Source organism: Hominimerdicola alba (assembly GCF_900112155.1).
In the GTDB taxonomy this organism is placed as follows: domain Bacteria; phylum Bacillota; class Clostridia; order Oscillospirales; family Ruminococcaceae; genus Hominimerdicola; species Hominimerdicola alba_D.
Genome location: NZ_FOKQ01000060.1, coordinates 1 through 16,410 on the forward strand (window position 1 = coordinate 1; position 16,410 = coordinate 16,410).

At 40.2% G+C, this 16,410-nt stretch carries 14 protein-coding genes and 1 pseudogene; 10 read left to right on the plus strand and 5 right to left on the minus strand.

Annotation, left to right across the window (positions count from 1 at the left end; all coding sequences use genetic code 11):
• Positions 1-88 precede the first annotated feature (88 nt).
• The gene (locus BM265_RS18060) at positions 89-2,329 is read left to right on the plus strand and encodes a VWA domain-containing protein (protein WP_143098778.1); all 2,241 of its coding nucleotides are present in this window, start codon (positions 89-91) and stop codon (positions 2,327-2,329) included.
• The gene (locus tag BM265_RS18065) at positions 2,329-2,919 is read left to right on the plus strand and encodes a DUF5104 domain-containing protein (RefSeq protein WP_074963352.1); all 591 of its coding nucleotides are present in this window, start codon (positions 2,329-2,331) and stop codon (positions 2,917-2,919) included. Before BM265_RS18060 ends, BM265_RS18065 begins: the two co-directional genes overlap by 1 nt.
• A 436-nt stretch (positions 2,920-3,355) precedes the next feature.
• Here the strand turns inward: BM265_RS18065 and BM265_RS18070 are convergent, their stop codons facing one another.
• Positions 3,356-3,781 (minus strand): tyrosine-type recombinase/integrase, encoded by a 426-nt coding sequence (locus tag BM265_RS18070; protein ID WP_242940900.1) that lies wholly within the window; start codon positions 3,779-3,781, stop codon positions 3,356-3,358.
• A gap of 486 nt (positions 3,782-4,267) precedes the next feature.
• Here BM265_RS18070 and BM265_RS18075 point away from each other — a divergent pair, with 486 nt between their 5' ends.
• The 5 genes and pseudogenes from BM265_RS18075 to BM265_RS18090 all read left to right on the plus strand — a co-directional run bounded on the left by BM265_RS18075 (position 4,268) and on the right by BM265_RS18090 (position 11,194).
• Positions 4,268-6,073, plus strand: coding sequence for a hypothetical protein (locus BM265_RS18075; RefSeq protein ID WP_074963353.1), 1,806 nt, complete (start codon positions 4,268-4,270; stop codon positions 6,071-6,073).
• A gap of 94 nt (positions 6,074-6,167) precedes the next feature.
• Positions 6,168-6,854 (plus strand): protein phosphatase 2C domain-containing protein, encoded by a 687-nt coding sequence (locus BM265_RS18080; protein ID WP_074963354.1) that lies wholly within the window; start codon positions 6,168-6,170, stop codon positions 6,852-6,854.
• Complete coding sequence (locus BM265_RS18085; RefSeq protein WP_074963355.1) at positions 6,847-9,447, plus strand: NACHT domain-containing protein; 2,601 nt, start codon at positions 6,847-6,849, stop codon at positions 9,445-9,447. The genes BM265_RS18080 and BM265_RS18085 overlap by 8 nt, the downstream gene beginning before the upstream one ends.
• Before the next feature lie 103 nt (positions 9,448-9,550).
• A pseudogene (locus BM265_RS21135) lies at positions 9,551-9,754 on the plus strand (hypothetical protein); the annotation flags it as partial.
• Positions 9,755-9,778: 24 nt separating this feature from the next.
• Positions 9,779-11,194, plus strand: a complete 1,416-nt coding sequence (locus BM265_RS18090) for a WD40 repeat domain-containing protein (RefSeq protein ID WP_242940901.1) — start codon at positions 9,779-9,781, stop codon at positions 11,192-11,194.
• 96 nt (positions 11,195-11,290) lie between these two features.
• Here BM265_RS18090 and BM265_RS18095 read toward each other — a convergent pair whose 3' ends face one another.
• The 4 genes from BM265_RS18095 to BM265_RS18110 form a co-directional block, all read right to left on the minus strand.
• The gene (locus BM265_RS18095) at positions 11,291-11,599 is read right to left on the minus strand and encodes a hypothetical protein (RefSeq protein WP_074963357.1); all 309 of its coding nucleotides are present in this window, start codon (positions 11,597-11,599) and stop codon (positions 11,291-11,293) included.
• 15 nt (positions 11,600-11,614) lie between these two features.
• Positions 11,615-11,974, minus strand: a complete 360-nt coding sequence (locus tag BM265_RS18100) for a GIY-YIG nuclease family protein (protein WP_074963358.1) — start codon at positions 11,972-11,974, stop codon at positions 11,615-11,617.
• A gap of 354 nt (positions 11,975-12,328) precedes the next feature.
• The gene (locus BM265_RS18105; protein WP_074963359.1) at positions 12,329-12,709 is read right to left on the minus strand and encodes a hypothetical protein; all 381 of its coding nucleotides are present in this window, start codon (positions 12,707-12,709) and stop codon (positions 12,329-12,331) included.
• Between the two features lie 408 nt (positions 12,710-13,117).
• Complete coding sequence (locus tag BM265_RS18110) at positions 13,118-13,771, minus strand: type II toxin-antitoxin system death-on-curing family toxin (RefSeq protein WP_242940902.1); 654 nt, start codon at positions 13,769-13,771, stop codon at positions 13,118-13,120.
• A gap of 277 nt (positions 13,772-14,048) precedes the next feature.
• Here BM265_RS18110 and BM265_RS18115 point away from each other — a divergent pair, with 277 nt between their 5' ends.
• The 3 genes from BM265_RS18115 to BM265_RS18125 form a co-directional block, all read left to right on the plus strand.
• The gene (locus BM265_RS18115) at positions 14,049-14,630 is read left to right on the plus strand and encodes a type IV toxin-antitoxin system AbiEi family antitoxin domain-containing protein (protein ID WP_074963360.1); all 582 of its coding nucleotides are present in this window, start codon (positions 14,049-14,051) and stop codon (positions 14,628-14,630) included.
• A complete protein-coding gene (locus BM265_RS18120) occupies positions 14,627-15,526 on the plus strand; it encodes a nucleotidyl transferase AbiEii/AbiGii toxin family protein (protein WP_074963361.1) in 900 nt (299 codons plus the stop codon). The genes BM265_RS18115 and BM265_RS18120 overlap by 4 nt, the downstream gene beginning before the upstream one ends.
• Positions 15,527-16,113: 587 nt before the next feature.
• On the plus strand, positions 16,114-16,410 hold a 297-nt coding region (locus BM265_RS18125), incomplete at its 3' end, for an amidoligase family protein (protein ID WP_177219637.1).

Below are 16,410 nucleotides of genomic sequence, written 5' to 3' on the forward strand. Positions count from 1 at the left end.
GAGATTTCGCGAGTATTTACGAGATTTTACAAGATATTTTGAGGAGGGTACAGGCAATCTTCAGAAGACCACTACTATCGAAAGTGTTATGAACAAGGATATGCTCTGCACCGGTGTAGTTGGTCTTGTTGGTGAACCATTCTCTATTGAAACTACATCCGAGTATGATAAAGCTACGCTGACATATGTTATTGACAAGAGCAAGCTGGGTGATACAAAGTTTGACAATCTGCTGTTTTTATGGTATGATGAGAAAAAGGACGAATTCGTTGAACTTGAAACCATACTTGATGAAGAGAATTCTACTGTCAGCATAAATACTACTCATTTCAGCAAGTATATGCTTGTAGATAAAAAAGAATGGTTTGATGCTTGGAAAAGAGCTTCATTATATTTTGAAGATGATTACGAACCGCTTGCAGCAGCAATTTGTTATGACTGCTCGGGAAGTATGAGCGGTAATGACAGAAACGGTTATAGAAAACTTGCAATTGATAATTTCATTGACTCGATGACATTAACTGACAAAACTGCTCTTATCAGTTTTGAAAGTATCGCAAAACTTGTCAGCGGCTTCTCATATGATAAAGAAGAATTAAAAAGGCGAGTAGAACCATACAATGGCGGTGGCACTAATGTGCGTTCAGCAATTGAAGAGGCAGTCAAACAGCTCAGCAAAGTCGAGCATTGGTACACCAGACATATAATTTTACTTTCTGATGGCGATGTTAATTTAAAGATAGACCTTAGCAAAAACGTTGTCGATGATCTGATAAAACAGGCTGCTGAGAAGAACATAAAGATACATACCATTGGTCTTGGTTCGGATGCAGACAATCAGAAGCTGAAAGACTGCGCAACTTACACCGGCGGGGACTCTTTTACTGCTGCAACAGCAGAAGAACTGGATGCGATCTATAAGGACCTTTCAAAGAAAAACCATTTTGATCTGAAAACACTTCCCGATAAAGATAAAGACGGACTTCCTGATGAATTTGAAGTTTCTGGACTGGTTATTTCTAACGCACAGATCTTCTATACCGACCCTGAGGTTCAGGATTGCGATGGCGACGGTCTTTTTGATGGACAGGAAATATCTATTGATAATATAAGATCACAATATAAGGCAGTAAAAGATTCTGACGGTTTCTATACTACATATAACTCTGTAGTATTCAAGTATATCGCAGACGCTTGGAATGAAGATACCGATGGGGATGGTATGTTGGACGGAAAACCTTGTATTGATATTACTTCAGGAATAGTTTTAGCTCCCACAGATCCTGAACCATCAAATGGAAACTATAAAATCGCAAACGGTTATTTATTTAAATCGCATAAAGAATCCATGAAGAATAATGCTCAGACTAAACTTGGTGATTATTTGAAACTGGATCTGGAACTTGAAGATTTTGTTTCCGTCGAAATGCAAAAAGAGATTGAAGAAGGAATCGAAAAGGACAGGCAGATTCAAGAATTGTTAGATTCTTATGATATATGGTTTGAGGATATTATTGAAGAAGAAAGAGATGAGCAGAAAAAAGCACTGTTATATAAATTATTATTCAATATAATTAGAAGTAATGGTTCTGCAACGATAGGCTCCAATCTGCTTATGTTCCGACAAGATGTTGCCGGAGATGCACTTCACAGTCAGACAAATGCAGATATAGTTGAATATATAAGCACAAAGTATGGGATTCCTGCCGAAAAACTGATACCATTTTATAATAAACTTAACACTTGGCAAATTCTGGGTGGATATAACCAATTTTATGATGATGTATTCAAATGGGGCACCAATGACAATATGTATGCTAATAACTTATACTTCTCAGATAATGGAATTAAATATGTGCTATGGTATTGGAGAGGAGATTATCTCAACTTAGGTGCTGGATCAGAAATAGGCTTATATTACAGAAATGATTCAAATCCTGTGCAAAATGCCATTTCAACAGGGGTGGAGAAAATAATAGGTGATGAGCATTGGTTTTCAACAGATTTTAAAATTCCTATGACACTAAGCTTATATTGGGCACCTTTTCTTCCTAGTGCGGATAAAATGTATCCACTTTATAACTGGGCTCCAGAAAATCCTCAGTGGTGGATAACTGGATTTGATCCAAACTGGAAAAATAAGGTTGACTGTATTAACGGAATGGATTGGCCACTAATGAAAGAAAATCTGATTATGATTGGTTCTGTTGATTTGAGTCAGTTTTCTGAAGATGCTATAGACTCACTTCGAAACTATGTGGACAGGGAAAAAACGCACAAAATAATAATTGACGGAAATACAGTTTGGATATTAGGAGGACATCTATAATGTACAGAATAAAACTTATGCTAGTGCTGGTTTTATCGTGTACGCTTCTTTCTTCTTGTACATCTGATATTAGCAGTATCCATGATGAGTCAGAAGAACTTAAAATCGCAGAAAGTTCTTTGGCTGAAAGATTCAACCCTCTTACCGATTATAAAAAATATGGAAAACAGATGGATGATTTTGCAGAAGATGTTGCGAATGGCTTTATAAACAAAGACTACGAAATGATAAAACAGAATTTCTGTCAGAGATCCCTTGATACTTACGATCTGGATACGGATATAAATAATGTTTTTGAAAAGATCGGTTCTGATATATTATCATATGGAGAAATTAATCATACATTTGGAGGGAAAACATTCGGCGGTGGAAATGTCAGCAGATTGACGGGTTCGGTTGAGATCGATGATGTTAAAACTGAAGATAATTCATATGTGATACATATAAACTGTGTAATGAAGTACGATGATGACAATTCAGAGATTGGTATACAAAATATCAACATAACTCCAAGTGATTGGAAGGCTCGTGAAGATCCTGAACATGAGTATTTTTGGGATATCGGTGAGGTATATGGCAGTTGGGATTGATGATGAGTATGACGACGGTAAGAAAAACGATACATACATATCCAAGATAGCAGCATGATGTTGAAGGCATAACCGAGTTTTTTGTAGAATATTTTTGAACCTTCGGACCTTATTTGGACTTTATCTCCGCCAAAGACTGCATGAGACTACCTTAAATCACTTGAAACGCAGACCGCAGAAACTCCGCAACACCGCAGATAAGCAGAGATAACATTCAATTACAATGGACAGCGGCTATCGTTCAAGTCCCGTTTGCCGCATACATAAAAACCTCGTAAACAAGGCGTTTGCGAGGTTTTTTCATGCCTGAAAATGCACTTTGGACTTTATTTTGGACCTTATTGGGAAAAATACTATCGGGAGATCACGTAGATGCGCGGTCTCCCGAATTTTGTTTGGGTGTTATTTGTGCGTTAACCTGCCTCTTTCCCCTCGATTACCTCCGCAATAATATTGCTATGATGACTTTTGAACAGGGATTTGCTCCGACCATATCCAGCCTTATCGCATATTCGAATATGGACGAGATGAAAGATAAATGACGACGCATTGTCTTTTGTGACAGCGGTTTCCCGTTTCGCTTGTTAGCACCGTGCTTTGCAAGACTGTTTAAGAATTTCTGTATGTCTCGCGCAGTTATTTTATCAATGCGCAGATATCCCAGCGCAGGGATGACTCTGCCTGCTATGAGATGTTCACGCTGAAGTGTCGTGCTGCGGTGATTAAGTTCAGCATACTCGGTCGCCCACATCTCAATAACTTTCTGGAACTTGACAGCCGCAGTCACCTGACCATGTGCGCACTCTTCCTCGAACAGTATCGCAATGCGCTGAACCTCTTTTTCAGCTTGCTTTGCAGACATATTTAGGGACAAAATCGCAAACGTGCTATTGATTTGGGTCAAGTTTTTTCTGACTTTTAATGAATTTCGTATACACAAACATTCGATGAAGATGGAATAAAGATTTGTGCATTATTTGAGCGGAACTTTTTCTGCTTTTTAATAACGCCCTCTCTATATATAGGTAAAAAAATCGAAAATTGGGGGTTAATATTAGTCCCGTTTTTCGGATAGTGATTAAATTTCGTGTAGTTGAACAAACGTTCAGCAAAAATAGGGTGGAAAGTTGCGCAGTATTCAGGTGAATTTGGGATAGCTTTTTATTGTCATGAAATTGGTGAAGGTAAAATGTTAAAACAACATATTAAGTAAAAGTAACAAAATCTTTTAAAAACTGTTGCGACTTTTGATGTAATGTGATATAATAAGACTATGACCGGGAGCAATAAAGATGCATCCGTGGTTCAAGGCACGGAAATGAGCATGATATTATAAAGGAGTGATCTTATGGCAAAATTCGACAAAGATGTATTCACAGACCACATAAAGCAAATTACCGATCAAGGCAATGCTGATGCACTTGCTGACGCGCTGCTGAAGTATAAATATAATAATAAAACCGATTGGGAAACGTACAAAAAGGCACTCTGCGATATAATAGATCAGCACGGCATTACGCGCCGCAAACCCGACAGCGGATATCCGTTTGATGTCCCGGAAATAGACAGCGTAGACGTAAGTGATATCGAGAACATAAAGAAATATCTGGATTTCACTAAGGGAATGCATATTGAAAGTGAGATATGCTGCTATTTAGTTGGAAGTCCGACACTTGTATACAAATATAAAGAGGATAACGGGGAAGAGACCTTTGAAATATCTGATGATATAAAGTACGATTATATGGAGCAGCTTTTCAATAAATACAAAGACGGCCGCAATTCAACCGACAAAAAGAAAAATTTCAATCTTATATACGCAGTATATCTCATCACCGGCAAGATAAGTGTGGCCATGATGTATAATATCATCAATGCATACGGAAATGAAGTGACGGACGGTTTCTCCAAGGCGCTCACTCCGGTATTCAGTAAAACAAATCTCAGTGACGATGCTGCTGTCGATACACTTATGCAGATCATCCACATACTCAGAGTTCCCCGCAATCTCAGAGTTCCCCGCTATGCTGACAAAAACAAGGCTATCGCCGCGTATCTCATTAAACGCTGTTTCAAAAAAGATTTCTACGATCCGCGGTCGTTTGTTCAAATTATATACTACTATGCAACAGTCAATGACATACCCTATGACGAAATGAGCATTTTGTTCAAAGATACCGTCCTCATTGTTATGGATAAGGTTTTGGACGGCATTGTTGAACCAAAGCGCAGACGCGATCTGTTTTATAACCAAGGTATCGAACCCGAGAAATGGATCAGTATGGATAATTATCGTAAAACTGATTCATCTGTTATGAAAGCACTTCGCGAAGCCTCCGGTCTTAATAATAAAGAGCTGTTTGATCGAATGGAAAAAAACGTCAGACCAATAGTCAGACCAATAGGTGATGAAGAAGAAACAAAGCAAATCACGACATATGAGATCTTCTGCGACCAGATACTTACAAAAATGGATTATAAACAAAAACCTTTTATTGATTACATTACCAACAGCAAAAAATTCTATGAGGGTTTCTTTAAAGAACACATAAGCTATTCACGGAGTATGGAATTTAATATTACTCCCAACTGTGATATAGAAATAATGGCATATGAGATCGTATTCAATAATGTTATGCATAAAGCGAAAATATATCAGAACAAAAAACATTATGGCCTTTATAAATTCACAAGCATTAATTTCAAAAATATGACCGAGCAGAAAAGAAAAGTTTATCTGCGCAGGGAAATATCAGATTGTTTTGACTTTGTGACTAAATATGAAGGTAACAATGAAAAGATAAAAGAAATAGCAAATTACCCTACTATTGCTGGCGAAAGCGGTAGCAGGGATGAATTCATAGATCAGCTTGTCGAGCAGATACTCATCTATGCTGACATTCTGCTGGAGCACAATCCGGCTGATCGCAAAGGTGTTCTTTATAAGTGGTTTGAACAATGCTGCAGAGACGGCGGCAGTGCTTATGATTTTACTAACGAAGTGGATGATAAAGCACAGGGACTGAATTTTGATGGTTTCAACCCACTTCGTTTCCATGACGCATTCCTGTTTCTGTGTATGAAGACAGGATCCCCCAGGGAGACATTTAATAAGCTCAATGACATGGATGGTTATTCGTACTGGGATAACTGACCTGAATAGTCATACTTTTCTTTGTGCAAAAAATTAATCAGGGCCTCCTTTGATCATTTTGTTATGATACACTATAGAAAAGGAGGTCTTATAAATGAAAATATCAATTGAAGCAAACAGTATATGCGGACTTAAACAGACACAGCGGGGAACGGGTCTGCAGGACTCGTATTATGTTATCAGCAGACCGGATGGATTTTCCGCTGCTGTTACAGACGGCGCATCATGTGCAGGCTGCGCGGCTCAGGGAGCTGAGATCACCGCACAATGTGTTGTCCGTATACTTGGATCTGATCTTTCAGGATCATGCAGAACAGAAAAGATCAAATTATCAGAGAGGATAATGGCTGAACTTGACCGTGAGCTGGACCGTGCGGCACGGAACAAGGATATTGCCCGCAAAGAGCTTGCATCAACGCTGATGTTTGCAGCCTTCGACGGAAAAGAACTGTTATTCGGACATCTCGGAGACGGTGTGATAATGGGACTTCATGGCGGCAACGCTTCTGTGATATCTTTTCCCGACAATGACGGCGGCAGCGGAACGTATCTTACCTCAACGCGTAATGCAGGCGAGCACCTGCGCATATGCAAAGTAAATGCAGCAGACTATGATGGAATAGTACTCATGACCGACGGAATGATGAAAAGTATGTTTTCTGACCTGTATATCCCGAAAAAGACACTGCCTTTTGAAGAACTGCTGTACAGCGCAGCGGATGGATCTCATAACGATGATGCAAGTTTTGTTATAATAAAATGGAGGAATAAAAATGGATGACAAGAGAGAGGCAATACGACTGATTGATAACGGAAAACCTCGTTCGGCAGAACTACGCATAAAAATACTTAATCAGGACAATGATGCATCATCGTACCGTTTTTTTGTTGATGAGTGCATCGGACACGGGAGCAGCGTTCTGGTATATAAGGGGTACTATGTCATGAGCGAGATGCGTCATGAATGCATCATCAAAGAACTGTATCCCGATAATTGTGATATACACCGGGATATCGAAGATGGTGTCGCACTCAGTATCGGCAGAAAAGATGATTATGAGCGTTATAAGCAGAAATATATCAAGGCGTATGAAATACAGCTCAATGCACAAAGCGGCCGGATGTATGACAATACGGCAGCGTCAATAAAAAGCGGGGACGGCAATGATGAGGAACAAACCAAATATTCGGAAGAAAATATGGCCTTCAACAGTGCTATATCTGCACAGCTCGGTATCTATGAAAGTGACAGCGGGATCCTGTACACGGTATATGCTTCAAATCTATGCTATACTTATGACAAATACCCTCCTGCCGGAAGATCCGGTGATCCATTAAAGAATAGTGCAGCAGAGAACATTAAATTTGCTTTGCAGGCAGCAAGAGTCATTGCCGCTTTCCATAAGGCAGGCTGGCTGATATTGGACATCAAGGAAGAAAATTTTATCATTACTGGCACAAAAGAAAGCACAGGAATAATGTTCATAGACCTTGGCTCTCTGGTCAATAAACAAGACCTTGCCAACAGCGGCGCAACGACCGTATCGGTAGCATTCACCCCCAAAAGCACAGATAACATACCCCTGGAATTACGTTCGCTGCTGAAAGCTTCTTCAATTGACAGAATCCGTATGTGTTATAAACAGCTTGCGGAAACCGGTGACACTACTGATATGTATCTTCTTGCGGCTATGCTTTACAGGAAATTGTTTGGAAGATCGCCCGTAGAGGATCATCCTGTGGGTGTACCCGAATCTTCAGTGCAGCAGCCATTTTATGATGGACTAAAAAATTATTTCGGGATGACAATGGCAAAATACACCAAAAATCGAAGCTGTGATGATGATATAATCAAACAGCTGGAGAAGCTGTTTTCCCTTACCTATCTTGTTGATGAAAGCATAAGACAAACTTCCATCAACAACGGAATGATGCATACGTATACCGGAGTAACAGATGATCATCTTTACAATTCAAGCATCAGATATTATTATCAGCTCGGCAGCAGTGAGAAATTTGCTCAGCTGGAGAAGATAACACAAAAATTTGATACAAAAGTTCATCTCCTTGATAAGAATAAACAGGAGATATCCGCGGATAAAATATTTGATGGCAAAAGGCATATATTCCTGAAAGGCAGCGGCGGAATGGGCAAATCCACTCTGCTGTACGATCAATGGAAAAGGCTTCTTGGAAGCAGACATCACTGTTTTTATATTGACCTAAGCTGTTACAGCGTTATAGACGAGTCTGTGGAGCAAGGCAGCATCATTCATGACGGGATAAAAAATAAACCATTGAATATTCTGGCATACATAACAAACATCATTCTTCGTGACAATACTGTATCTATTTCTGCGCATCTTGAAGACAACAAACAGGAATCGAATTTGCGTAAAAGATTTGAAGGATCTGACAAAACCACCGAACCAGAATTTGTCATTATGCTGGACGGTTACAACGAGTTACTGAATACCGATACGCTTTCAACGCTTAATTACGAGATAAACACTATCGTACAAGGCGCAATGCCCTGGAAGAATGTGCAGCTTGTTATCACAGGCAGAAAGATGCCCGAAGATCAAAGACTGCACGATCTGCTTGAAAACTATTTTGACATATACTCTTTCATGGGTATTACTGATACCGATATTTCAGCCGCCCTTGCAGAGTATATGGAAATGTCAGCAGAAAGAGTAAGTCAGCTGAAAAAAGACAGGCTTTGGGAACTCCTTAAAACACCAATGTTCCTGAATATGTATCTTGAGATAAACGACTCAAAAAAAGTCCTGCATACTCGCGGCGAGATACTGGAGGAGTATATCTTTAATCGTGAAGTATCAACAGGAATACGCATTTCTTTCGAAAATGAACGTAAAGACAGCCATGCGGTATTAAGGCAGTTTATTGTAAAATATGCTCTGCCGTATGTCGCAAACTATATGGATCAGAACCGAACAAGCAGCATTACTAACCTATCATTGCTCAATAACTGTGATAGATCATGGAAAATACTGGTCGATGGCAATATGCCTTTGGATCGGGTACTGGATTTTGATGTACCTTTCATTCAGGAAAGAACTGAACGAGACAAAGAAACCAAAAAGATCATAAAGCGCGAGACCGGCTACTGCTATAACGCTCCAGATGGAAAGATCGCTTTCACACACCAGTACTTCCGCGACTATTTTGCTGCGAAGCAGATACAGAACATACTCTCTGCATCAGAGGCGCTTGGAAATGCAGGGCTGTCACGTGATGACCAGCTTGCTTTCATAAAAGAAAACGGTCTCGATTACACTTGGTCCGATGACGTTTGCATACTGCTTGGAGAAATCATAGGAGATTATAAAAATGAACATAAAGAAGAATAATTTGCATTACTATATTGATCTGCTGCGTATGGACGACATCAAGCAGCTTACACCCGAGGAATCCGGGATTTGCGTTACAGCGCTGAATAATGTTATCCACACTATGCAGCTGTCTCGGCATAACAAGATCTGCGGAGAGGACTTTTCACGCCTGGATTTCGGCAATATACCATTCAACGGCATACAGTGGAGTCTTAACGGAAAATATCCGTCTTGCTTTGATGGCTGTAAACTTAATGAGCTGAATTTTATAAGCGGGCATACGAGTGACATCACAGATGTTTCATGGTCGCCTGACGGTAAGTATATTCTTACAAAAGATAGTCTGGATATGATCATCTTGTGGGATTCAGGATCAGGGTTACTGATAAGTATGATCCCGGAAGACGGAGACCTTCCCGATTATCTTCCAAGTGAAGAAAGATCACTCATAGAGGAGTTCAGAGCAGAAACTGATAAAGAAGATGGATCAGCCGATAACGGTAAATACCGTCTGACATGGTCACTGCTTACAAATACCGCAGAGCTCTGTGATACCGAGACCGGGACATGTCTGACCCTGTCCGGTCACAGCAAACCTGTTTGCTCAGGCGGTTTTTCTTCCGATGGGAGATATTGTCTGACAGGGTCAGTTGACAAAACCGCAAAGATATGGGATACTAGGACCGGAAAATGTCTGAAGACCCTGTCCGGTCATTCTATATTTAATCAGGCAGTTGTAAGATCTGATGGAAAATACTGTATCACAAACTCTACTGATGGTTCTTTGAAAATGTGGAAGCTTGAAGACGGGAAATGTATATGGCAGAAGGAGAAGGTTACTGTTTCATCAAATTACATTCTAAAAGATAATACTATGTTCAATATGGATAACGATGTTTATCGGCAACCTGTGTTTTCAATAGATTACAATACAAAAGATTTATTACAGATGTTCGGTATTCCCATCGATGAGTACCAGAATAAAATGCAATATCTAATAGTACATGAAAAACCAATCTGTTCAGCAGTTTTTTTACCTGACGGAAAGCATTATATGATATGTTTGACTGATGGTACTTTAAATGAATTTGATATTGAAACAGGAGACTATTCGACTATAAAGATAGACAGAAAATATATACTTTCCGTGGTATATTCACCAAATGAAAAAAATATCTTAGTCAATCAGGTTGGTGAACCTATGAAGATATGGGATCATAAAAATAGAAACATAGAGATTATAGCAAATACAGAGGAAGTTACGTCCTCAGCAGTTTCTTGTGATGGCAAGTTTTGTCTGACAGGCTCCGAAGAAGGGAAGATACAGCTATGGAACATAAATAAATGGAAGTGTCTGAAAACGGTAAAAAAAGTTCGGAAAGGTACAGTTGATTCATTAGCGTTTTCACCTGACGGAAAATGTTTTATAGCAGCTTCAAACGAAGGTACTGCAGCGCTCCGGAAAATAAACTCAGGAAAGCTTTTAAAGACTTTTGATCTGCGTGATGCCGTCGGGACAAAAAGCTGGAGTATCCCTTATGTTGCGGTAATGGATAAGAACACATGCACCATCTGCAAATTTGACTGCTTTGATCCTCATGGAAACAACAAACCTGAGTACATCAACACCTTATACAACGCCGACAGGATGCATATAACGAACTGCAGTTTCAAGGATATCACTGCTGACGATACCACGAAAGAGATCATATATCAATACGGCGAGACCAGGTATATCTCCGCCGACGAGACCACAGCACTATAGGTTTCTGCGGGTCATATATCTTCCTGCCTGCTGTTGCTTTTCCTATACCAATAACTAAACCTCCGATGCAATCTCTGCTTCGGAGGTTTATTCTGATTATCTGCTGCTGTCTTCCTGATCGGGAGCGGTCATTTCTGCACGTATCTTATCAAGCCATTTTTCAAGCTTGTCGGCACGCTCAGAATTCAGCACACTGACGATGCAGTTGTGTTTCTTTCTGTAAGCCTTAACAGCTTTTTCCATACACTTGACCGCTTTATCCTGACGACCCAGGAAGTGGTATTTCAGGCCGAGTTCTTCAAGCTTCTCACCTGTATTGTGATCAGCTATCATGTGAGCCTTAGAGCTCAGTTTTTCATACTGCGCATCAAGGTATTTCTCTGCATATTTCTCGTAAGTATTCATAGCATCTGCCTCCGTTTAAAGTCCGCTGTTTCCAGCTTTTTTTCTCTTGAATGGTCTGCCTGCTCCGCCTGCGCGCTGGTTGAGCTCGGGAGAGTGTTTCCTGATTTTCTCGGCTTCATGCTGAGCAAGACGCTCACGCGATGCCCTGCCGTCAGCCACCTTGAACGCGAAGATGCTGTTTTCTCCACCCAGCTTGCCGCTGCGCATATGCTCATGCATCCTGCGTTTCAGCGAGATGGTGTAGCCAATATACTGTATCTTCTTGTCCACATCAAGTATCCTGTACTCGCCTCCGGCGTCAGGCGGTACTCTTGAATTATCCCTGTTGGTGAAAGGGTTGAACTCCTTAGGTCTTCCCGGTCCGTACAATCTCATAGACGGTTCCTCCTTCATTATCATACGAATGGTTGTTGTCCTGAATGGACTTCCTGCTGCATCATCAGAGCGATGACTGATCTCAGTCATCGCCCCTCAGGATAGCAATACTGTCAAGTATGCTTTCTGCAAGCACCTTTACAGCGTAAAGCATCTTCTCCAAATGTTCCATACAGATCACCCCCGATCTATATAAGTTCAAAAGGATTAGTCATCGATCAGCCTTACAATGGCCGAAAGAACTACAAGTGCGATCTTGACAGCTTTCATATTCAACACCTCCTTATAGATAGTAAGCAGTGCTCACTTATCATCCTGCATGATACTCATATGACGATAAGTATTTATATCAGCTTATACACGCCACCAGAATATCTTATCTACTACCTTATCTGCTACCTTATCTGCAATGTCTTCTAACCGGCCTGCCCGCTTGTCCCAGAATTCGACCCACCTTTTCTGACGCTCGTTCTTCTTGTCCAAACGATACCTTTCGGTATTGTTGCACTGCTCGGTATTGAAGCGTAATAAGTCAGTCCACGCGCTTGTCTCATCAACATCTCTCTTGCATTCCCGTTCCGTGTTGATACGCTTGGTCTTCTCTTCCGAAAAAGTACGGCTGCACTTACCTGTCTCTGTCATGCCGATGCCGGATATGGCAGATACTGCTAACAAAATCGCCGCCGGTATCACTTTTGAAAACTTCACATTATTCTTTATTGAGGTTTCTTTCATGATTTCTTCCTCCTTTAAGGTCATTAACATTGTCTTTCAGCTTATGTGTGTTCTTCCTGCTCATCGTGAAACTCGTTATGAGCATCTAAGGACCTCGACAGTTATTACTCATAGTCAGATCTTCCTTTCGGTGTTTTCTTTAACTACATTATACACACCAACTCGGACCTTTTCGGCTCTGATTAAAAAACTGCACACCATGAAATGGATTCTCAAAAAACCTTTACAGTTTATTCACACTTCTCTTTGCTCATACCTTTGTTTTCACCGTATTCAAAAAGTGTTTTACAGTTGTTCCTCATTGCCGTATTTTTCTTTCGGTGTATTACTATACTATATTATATACCCCGAATCGGACTGTGAGGGCTCTGATTAAAAAATCGGCTGCACCCGAAGGCGCAGCTGTACTTACTCAGATATATACAATACACTCAAACACAGCTTCCGACAAAGACCGGATATAAAATCAGGGATCCCTGCATATATCGCAGCGATCCCTGTAACATTATTCGTATAACCGGCAAAGGTGGTTATTTTACCATACAATTCATGATAACGCTTTATCATCATTTCCTTTTCAGTGGGCTGTGATTCTGCTATCATGATGGTCAGTGCAGCTAAGGTCTGGTCGAGAAAGTACAGGAATATAGCTGCTGCGATACGTTTGTTGCCGTCGGAGAAAGAATGGTTCTTTGTGACGAAATACAGCAGATTTGCAGCTTTTTCTTCAAGTGATGGATATATCTCCACACCGCCGAACTCCTGATAGATATTGGCGATGCTGCCTTTGAATGAATCGTCATTCTCGTTGCCGAAAAGAGCACTGTCGGATGCAAACTTCATCTCGTTTATGACCTTGCGGCATTCGTCATAATCCAGTATATATACCGCCTTGTTACCCTTGGGCTTATCAAGGGTCTGATGATCATAAGCGTCCAGCAGATCGAGGGCTGTGTTGAACTTCTCGATGACCGAAAGCACCTGCTTTGCATCGAGCTGATTTTCTGCACGTTTCATAATGCTTATTACCTCGCCTATCTGTTCTATACGCTTATTATTCACGGCATTTCTTACATAATAAAGAACGTTTCCGTGTTCGTTGCGGAAACGTTCTTTTACGTGTAACTAATTGTTTGGTGATAGTCCTTCTTGCGTATGATAATACTTGATAAGCGTTTTTATTTAAAGTGCGTTAGGATGATGATGTTTGTTTATAACAATAATCAAAATCACTGCGAATTTAAATAAAATTCTGCAAGATCTAAAATTTGCAGAAAACTATTGAAAATCAACCTCGTTTGTGGTATAATAATAAAAAACTACAGGGAGGTTGCAGAGCATGAGTGCAGAGATAACGCCAAATGATCATTTTCTTACTGTTGATGAGCTGAGTAAACGCGGGCTGTCACATTATAAGATCAATAAGCTTGTTGCGAGCGGTGTGCTCGTAAAAGTCAGCAGGAGTATGTATGAAAACACAGCATATTCGGGTGATGAAAGCGATTTTTCTATAGTATCTGCTTTTGCTCCGAAAGGTGTATTCTGCATGATGAGTGCTGCAAGGTATTATGGTCTGACGACTTATCTTCCCGATGCTGTTGATGTAGCTATTGAAAGGTCAATGAAAATATCCACACTTCCCGATTGGCCGGCTGTAAACATATGGTACTTTCCTCATAAGAGATATTCTTCGGGTGTTACTGCTGCTTCCGATAACAGCGGAGATCTCAGGATCTACGATATAGAAAAAACAGTTGTGGATATCCTGTATTACCGCAACAAAGTAGGCATCGAGGAAACAAAGGAGATACTGAAAAACTATCTGGCAAGAGAGGACAGAGATCTTATCCGTCTTCACAGATATGCCAATGAACTCGGATGCAGAAAAATACTTGGAACTTACCTGGAGGTCCTGATATGAGCAGCGCAGTTTCCGTCAAGGACAGATTGAAAAACAAAAGCAGATCGACCGGAAAAACCATGCAGGAGCTTTTGACTGCATATGGTCTGGAGCGAACGATCTACAGATTGTCGAAGTCGAGATACAAGGAGCATTTTATCCTTAAAGGCGGGATATTTCTTTATGCTCTTTATGATGGCAGTTATGTCAGGGCAACTACGGATATCGATTTTCTGGCACAGAGAATAAGCAATTATACCGAAGATATCAAACAGGTGTTTTCAGCGATATTCTCGATAGAAACCGATGATCCGCTGAGATTTGAAATAAACTCGCTGAATGTCAAACCTATTGCGGAAATGAAGAAATATCATGGTGTGAATGTGTCTGTAATAGCGTATCTTGACAGAACAAGCATAAATGTATCCATTGATATCGGTTTTGGAGATGTTATAGTCCCAAATAAGGTCGAGATGGATTTTCCTGTTGTGTTAAGCGATGAAAGTCCGCAGGTATATGCATATTCACTCTGTTCTACCATAGCCGAAAAGTTTGAAGCTATAGTTTCTCTGGCATATGATAATACTCGTTTCAAGGATTACTATGACATCTATGTTTTATCAACAACGCAGGACTTCGATGGAAAAGAACTAATGGAAGCGATAATGGAGACTTTTGAGAACAGGCATACATCACTGACGGAAATAGTTGCTTTCGAGGAAGGTTTTGCGGTCGAACCACTGAGACAGACCCGATGGAAAGCGTTTGTAAAAAAGAAAAAAGCCATGCTGCCTGTTTCGCTTGAAGACACAATATCCGGGATACAGCAGTTTATTCAGCCGGTTGTGGATGCTGTTATCAACAATGAAAAGTTTGATCGCAAATGGTCTCATGAGCAGAAAAAGTGGTCGAAGTAGATCGCAGCTGCGCAGACAGCACAAGAGAGCCTTTCTGATCACAAAGAAAGACTCTCCTGAATCGATCGTATTCATTATTAATATATGAGATAAATTGCAGAGATGCCAAAAAGTCTGTCCATTATTTGTCCATTAAGGACGCAAAAACTTAGTTTAAATTATTGATGATATTAAAAGTCACAACAAGCAAAATGTCGTAAAATAGGGGATTTTTGAAAGTGGTGGCAATTCATAAAATTGCATTGGCTTACTTCAAGTCCCGTTTGCCGCACCAACCTATGGAATCAAAAAAGATGATTCCGACTTAAAGCGCGTATTTACGCGCTTTTTTGTTGCCCTAAAACAGAAATTTTTTATATGTAAACCGAAGATGATTTTGGATATTATGGACGGTTTGACAGGAATTAAACTCTTTTTTGGAGCGTTTTCTGAAAAATAAAAGATTTTTTTGAAGGGAAACAACTCAAATTTTACATCAAAAAGTTTCACAAACTTTTCAGCCCGAATTTGGTGGTTTTCACGAAATGTGAGAACTCCGAATTCGGGCTTTTTTTTATTTTTTCATATCAAAGAACGGAGGTGAGAGAATGCCGGGAAATTTTGATGGGATAAAAAATAGAAAATTCGGCATCGAGATCGACATGACTGGTATAACAAGGTGCGAAGCTGCTAGAGCAATAAAAAAAGTTCTTGGGGGTGATATAGATCATGTGGGCGGTACCTACGACAAATACACTATCGGTGATAACAAAGGAAGAAAATGGCAGATAGTTTTTGACAGCAGTATCTATGCACGAAAGAAAAACGGAGATTTTGCCAGTGACTATTACAAGGTAGAGCTTAACTCTCCTGTGCTTGAATATGAGGACTTTGATCTGCTGCAA

Coding starts and splice junctions, on each gene's coding strand:
- BM265_RS18065 (WP_074963352.1), top strand. CDS start 2,329: ATGTACAGAATAAAACTTATGCTAGTGCTGGTTTTATCGTGTACGCTT.
- BM265_RS18075 (WP_074963353.1), top strand. CDS start 4,268: ATGGCAAAATTCGACAAAGATGTATTCACAGACCACATAAAGCAAATT.
- BM265_RS18095 (WP_074963357.1), bottom strand. CDS start 11,599: ATGAATACTTACGAGAAATATGCAGAGAAATACCTTGATGCGCAGTAT.
- BM265_RS18120 (WP_074963361.1), top strand. CDS start 14,627: ATGAGCAGCGCAGTTTCCGTCAAGGACAGATTGAAAAACAAAAGCAGA.
- BM265_RS18060 (WP_143098778.1), top strand. CDS start 89: ATGAACAAGGATATGCTCTGCACCGGTGTAGTTGGTCTTGTTGGTGAA.
- BM265_RS18115 (WP_074963360.1), top strand. CDS start 14,049: ATGAGTGCAGAGATAACGCCAAATGATCATTTTCTTACTGTTGATGAG.
- BM265_RS18105 (WP_074963359.1), bottom strand. CDS start 12,709: ATGAAAGAAACCTCAATAAAGAATAATGTGAAGTTTTCAAAAGTGATA.
- BM265_RS18080 (WP_074963354.1), top strand. CDS start 6,168: ATGAAAATATCAATTGAAGCAAACAGTATATGCGGACTTAAACAGACA.
- BM265_RS18090 (WP_242940901.1), top strand. CDS start 9,779: ATGATCATCTTGTGGGATTCAGGATCAGGGTTACTGATAAGTATGATC.
- BM265_RS18070 (WP_242940900.1), bottom strand. CDS start 3,781: ATGTCTGCAAAGCAAGCTGAAAAAGAGGTTCAGCGCATTGCGATACTG.
- BM265_RS18085 (WP_074963355.1), top strand. CDS start 6,847: ATGGATGACAAGAGAGAGGCAATACGACTGATTGATAACGGAAAACCT.
- BM265_RS18100 (WP_074963358.1), bottom strand. CDS start 11,974: ATGAGATTGTACGGACCGGGAAGACCTAAGGAGTTCAACCCTTTCACC.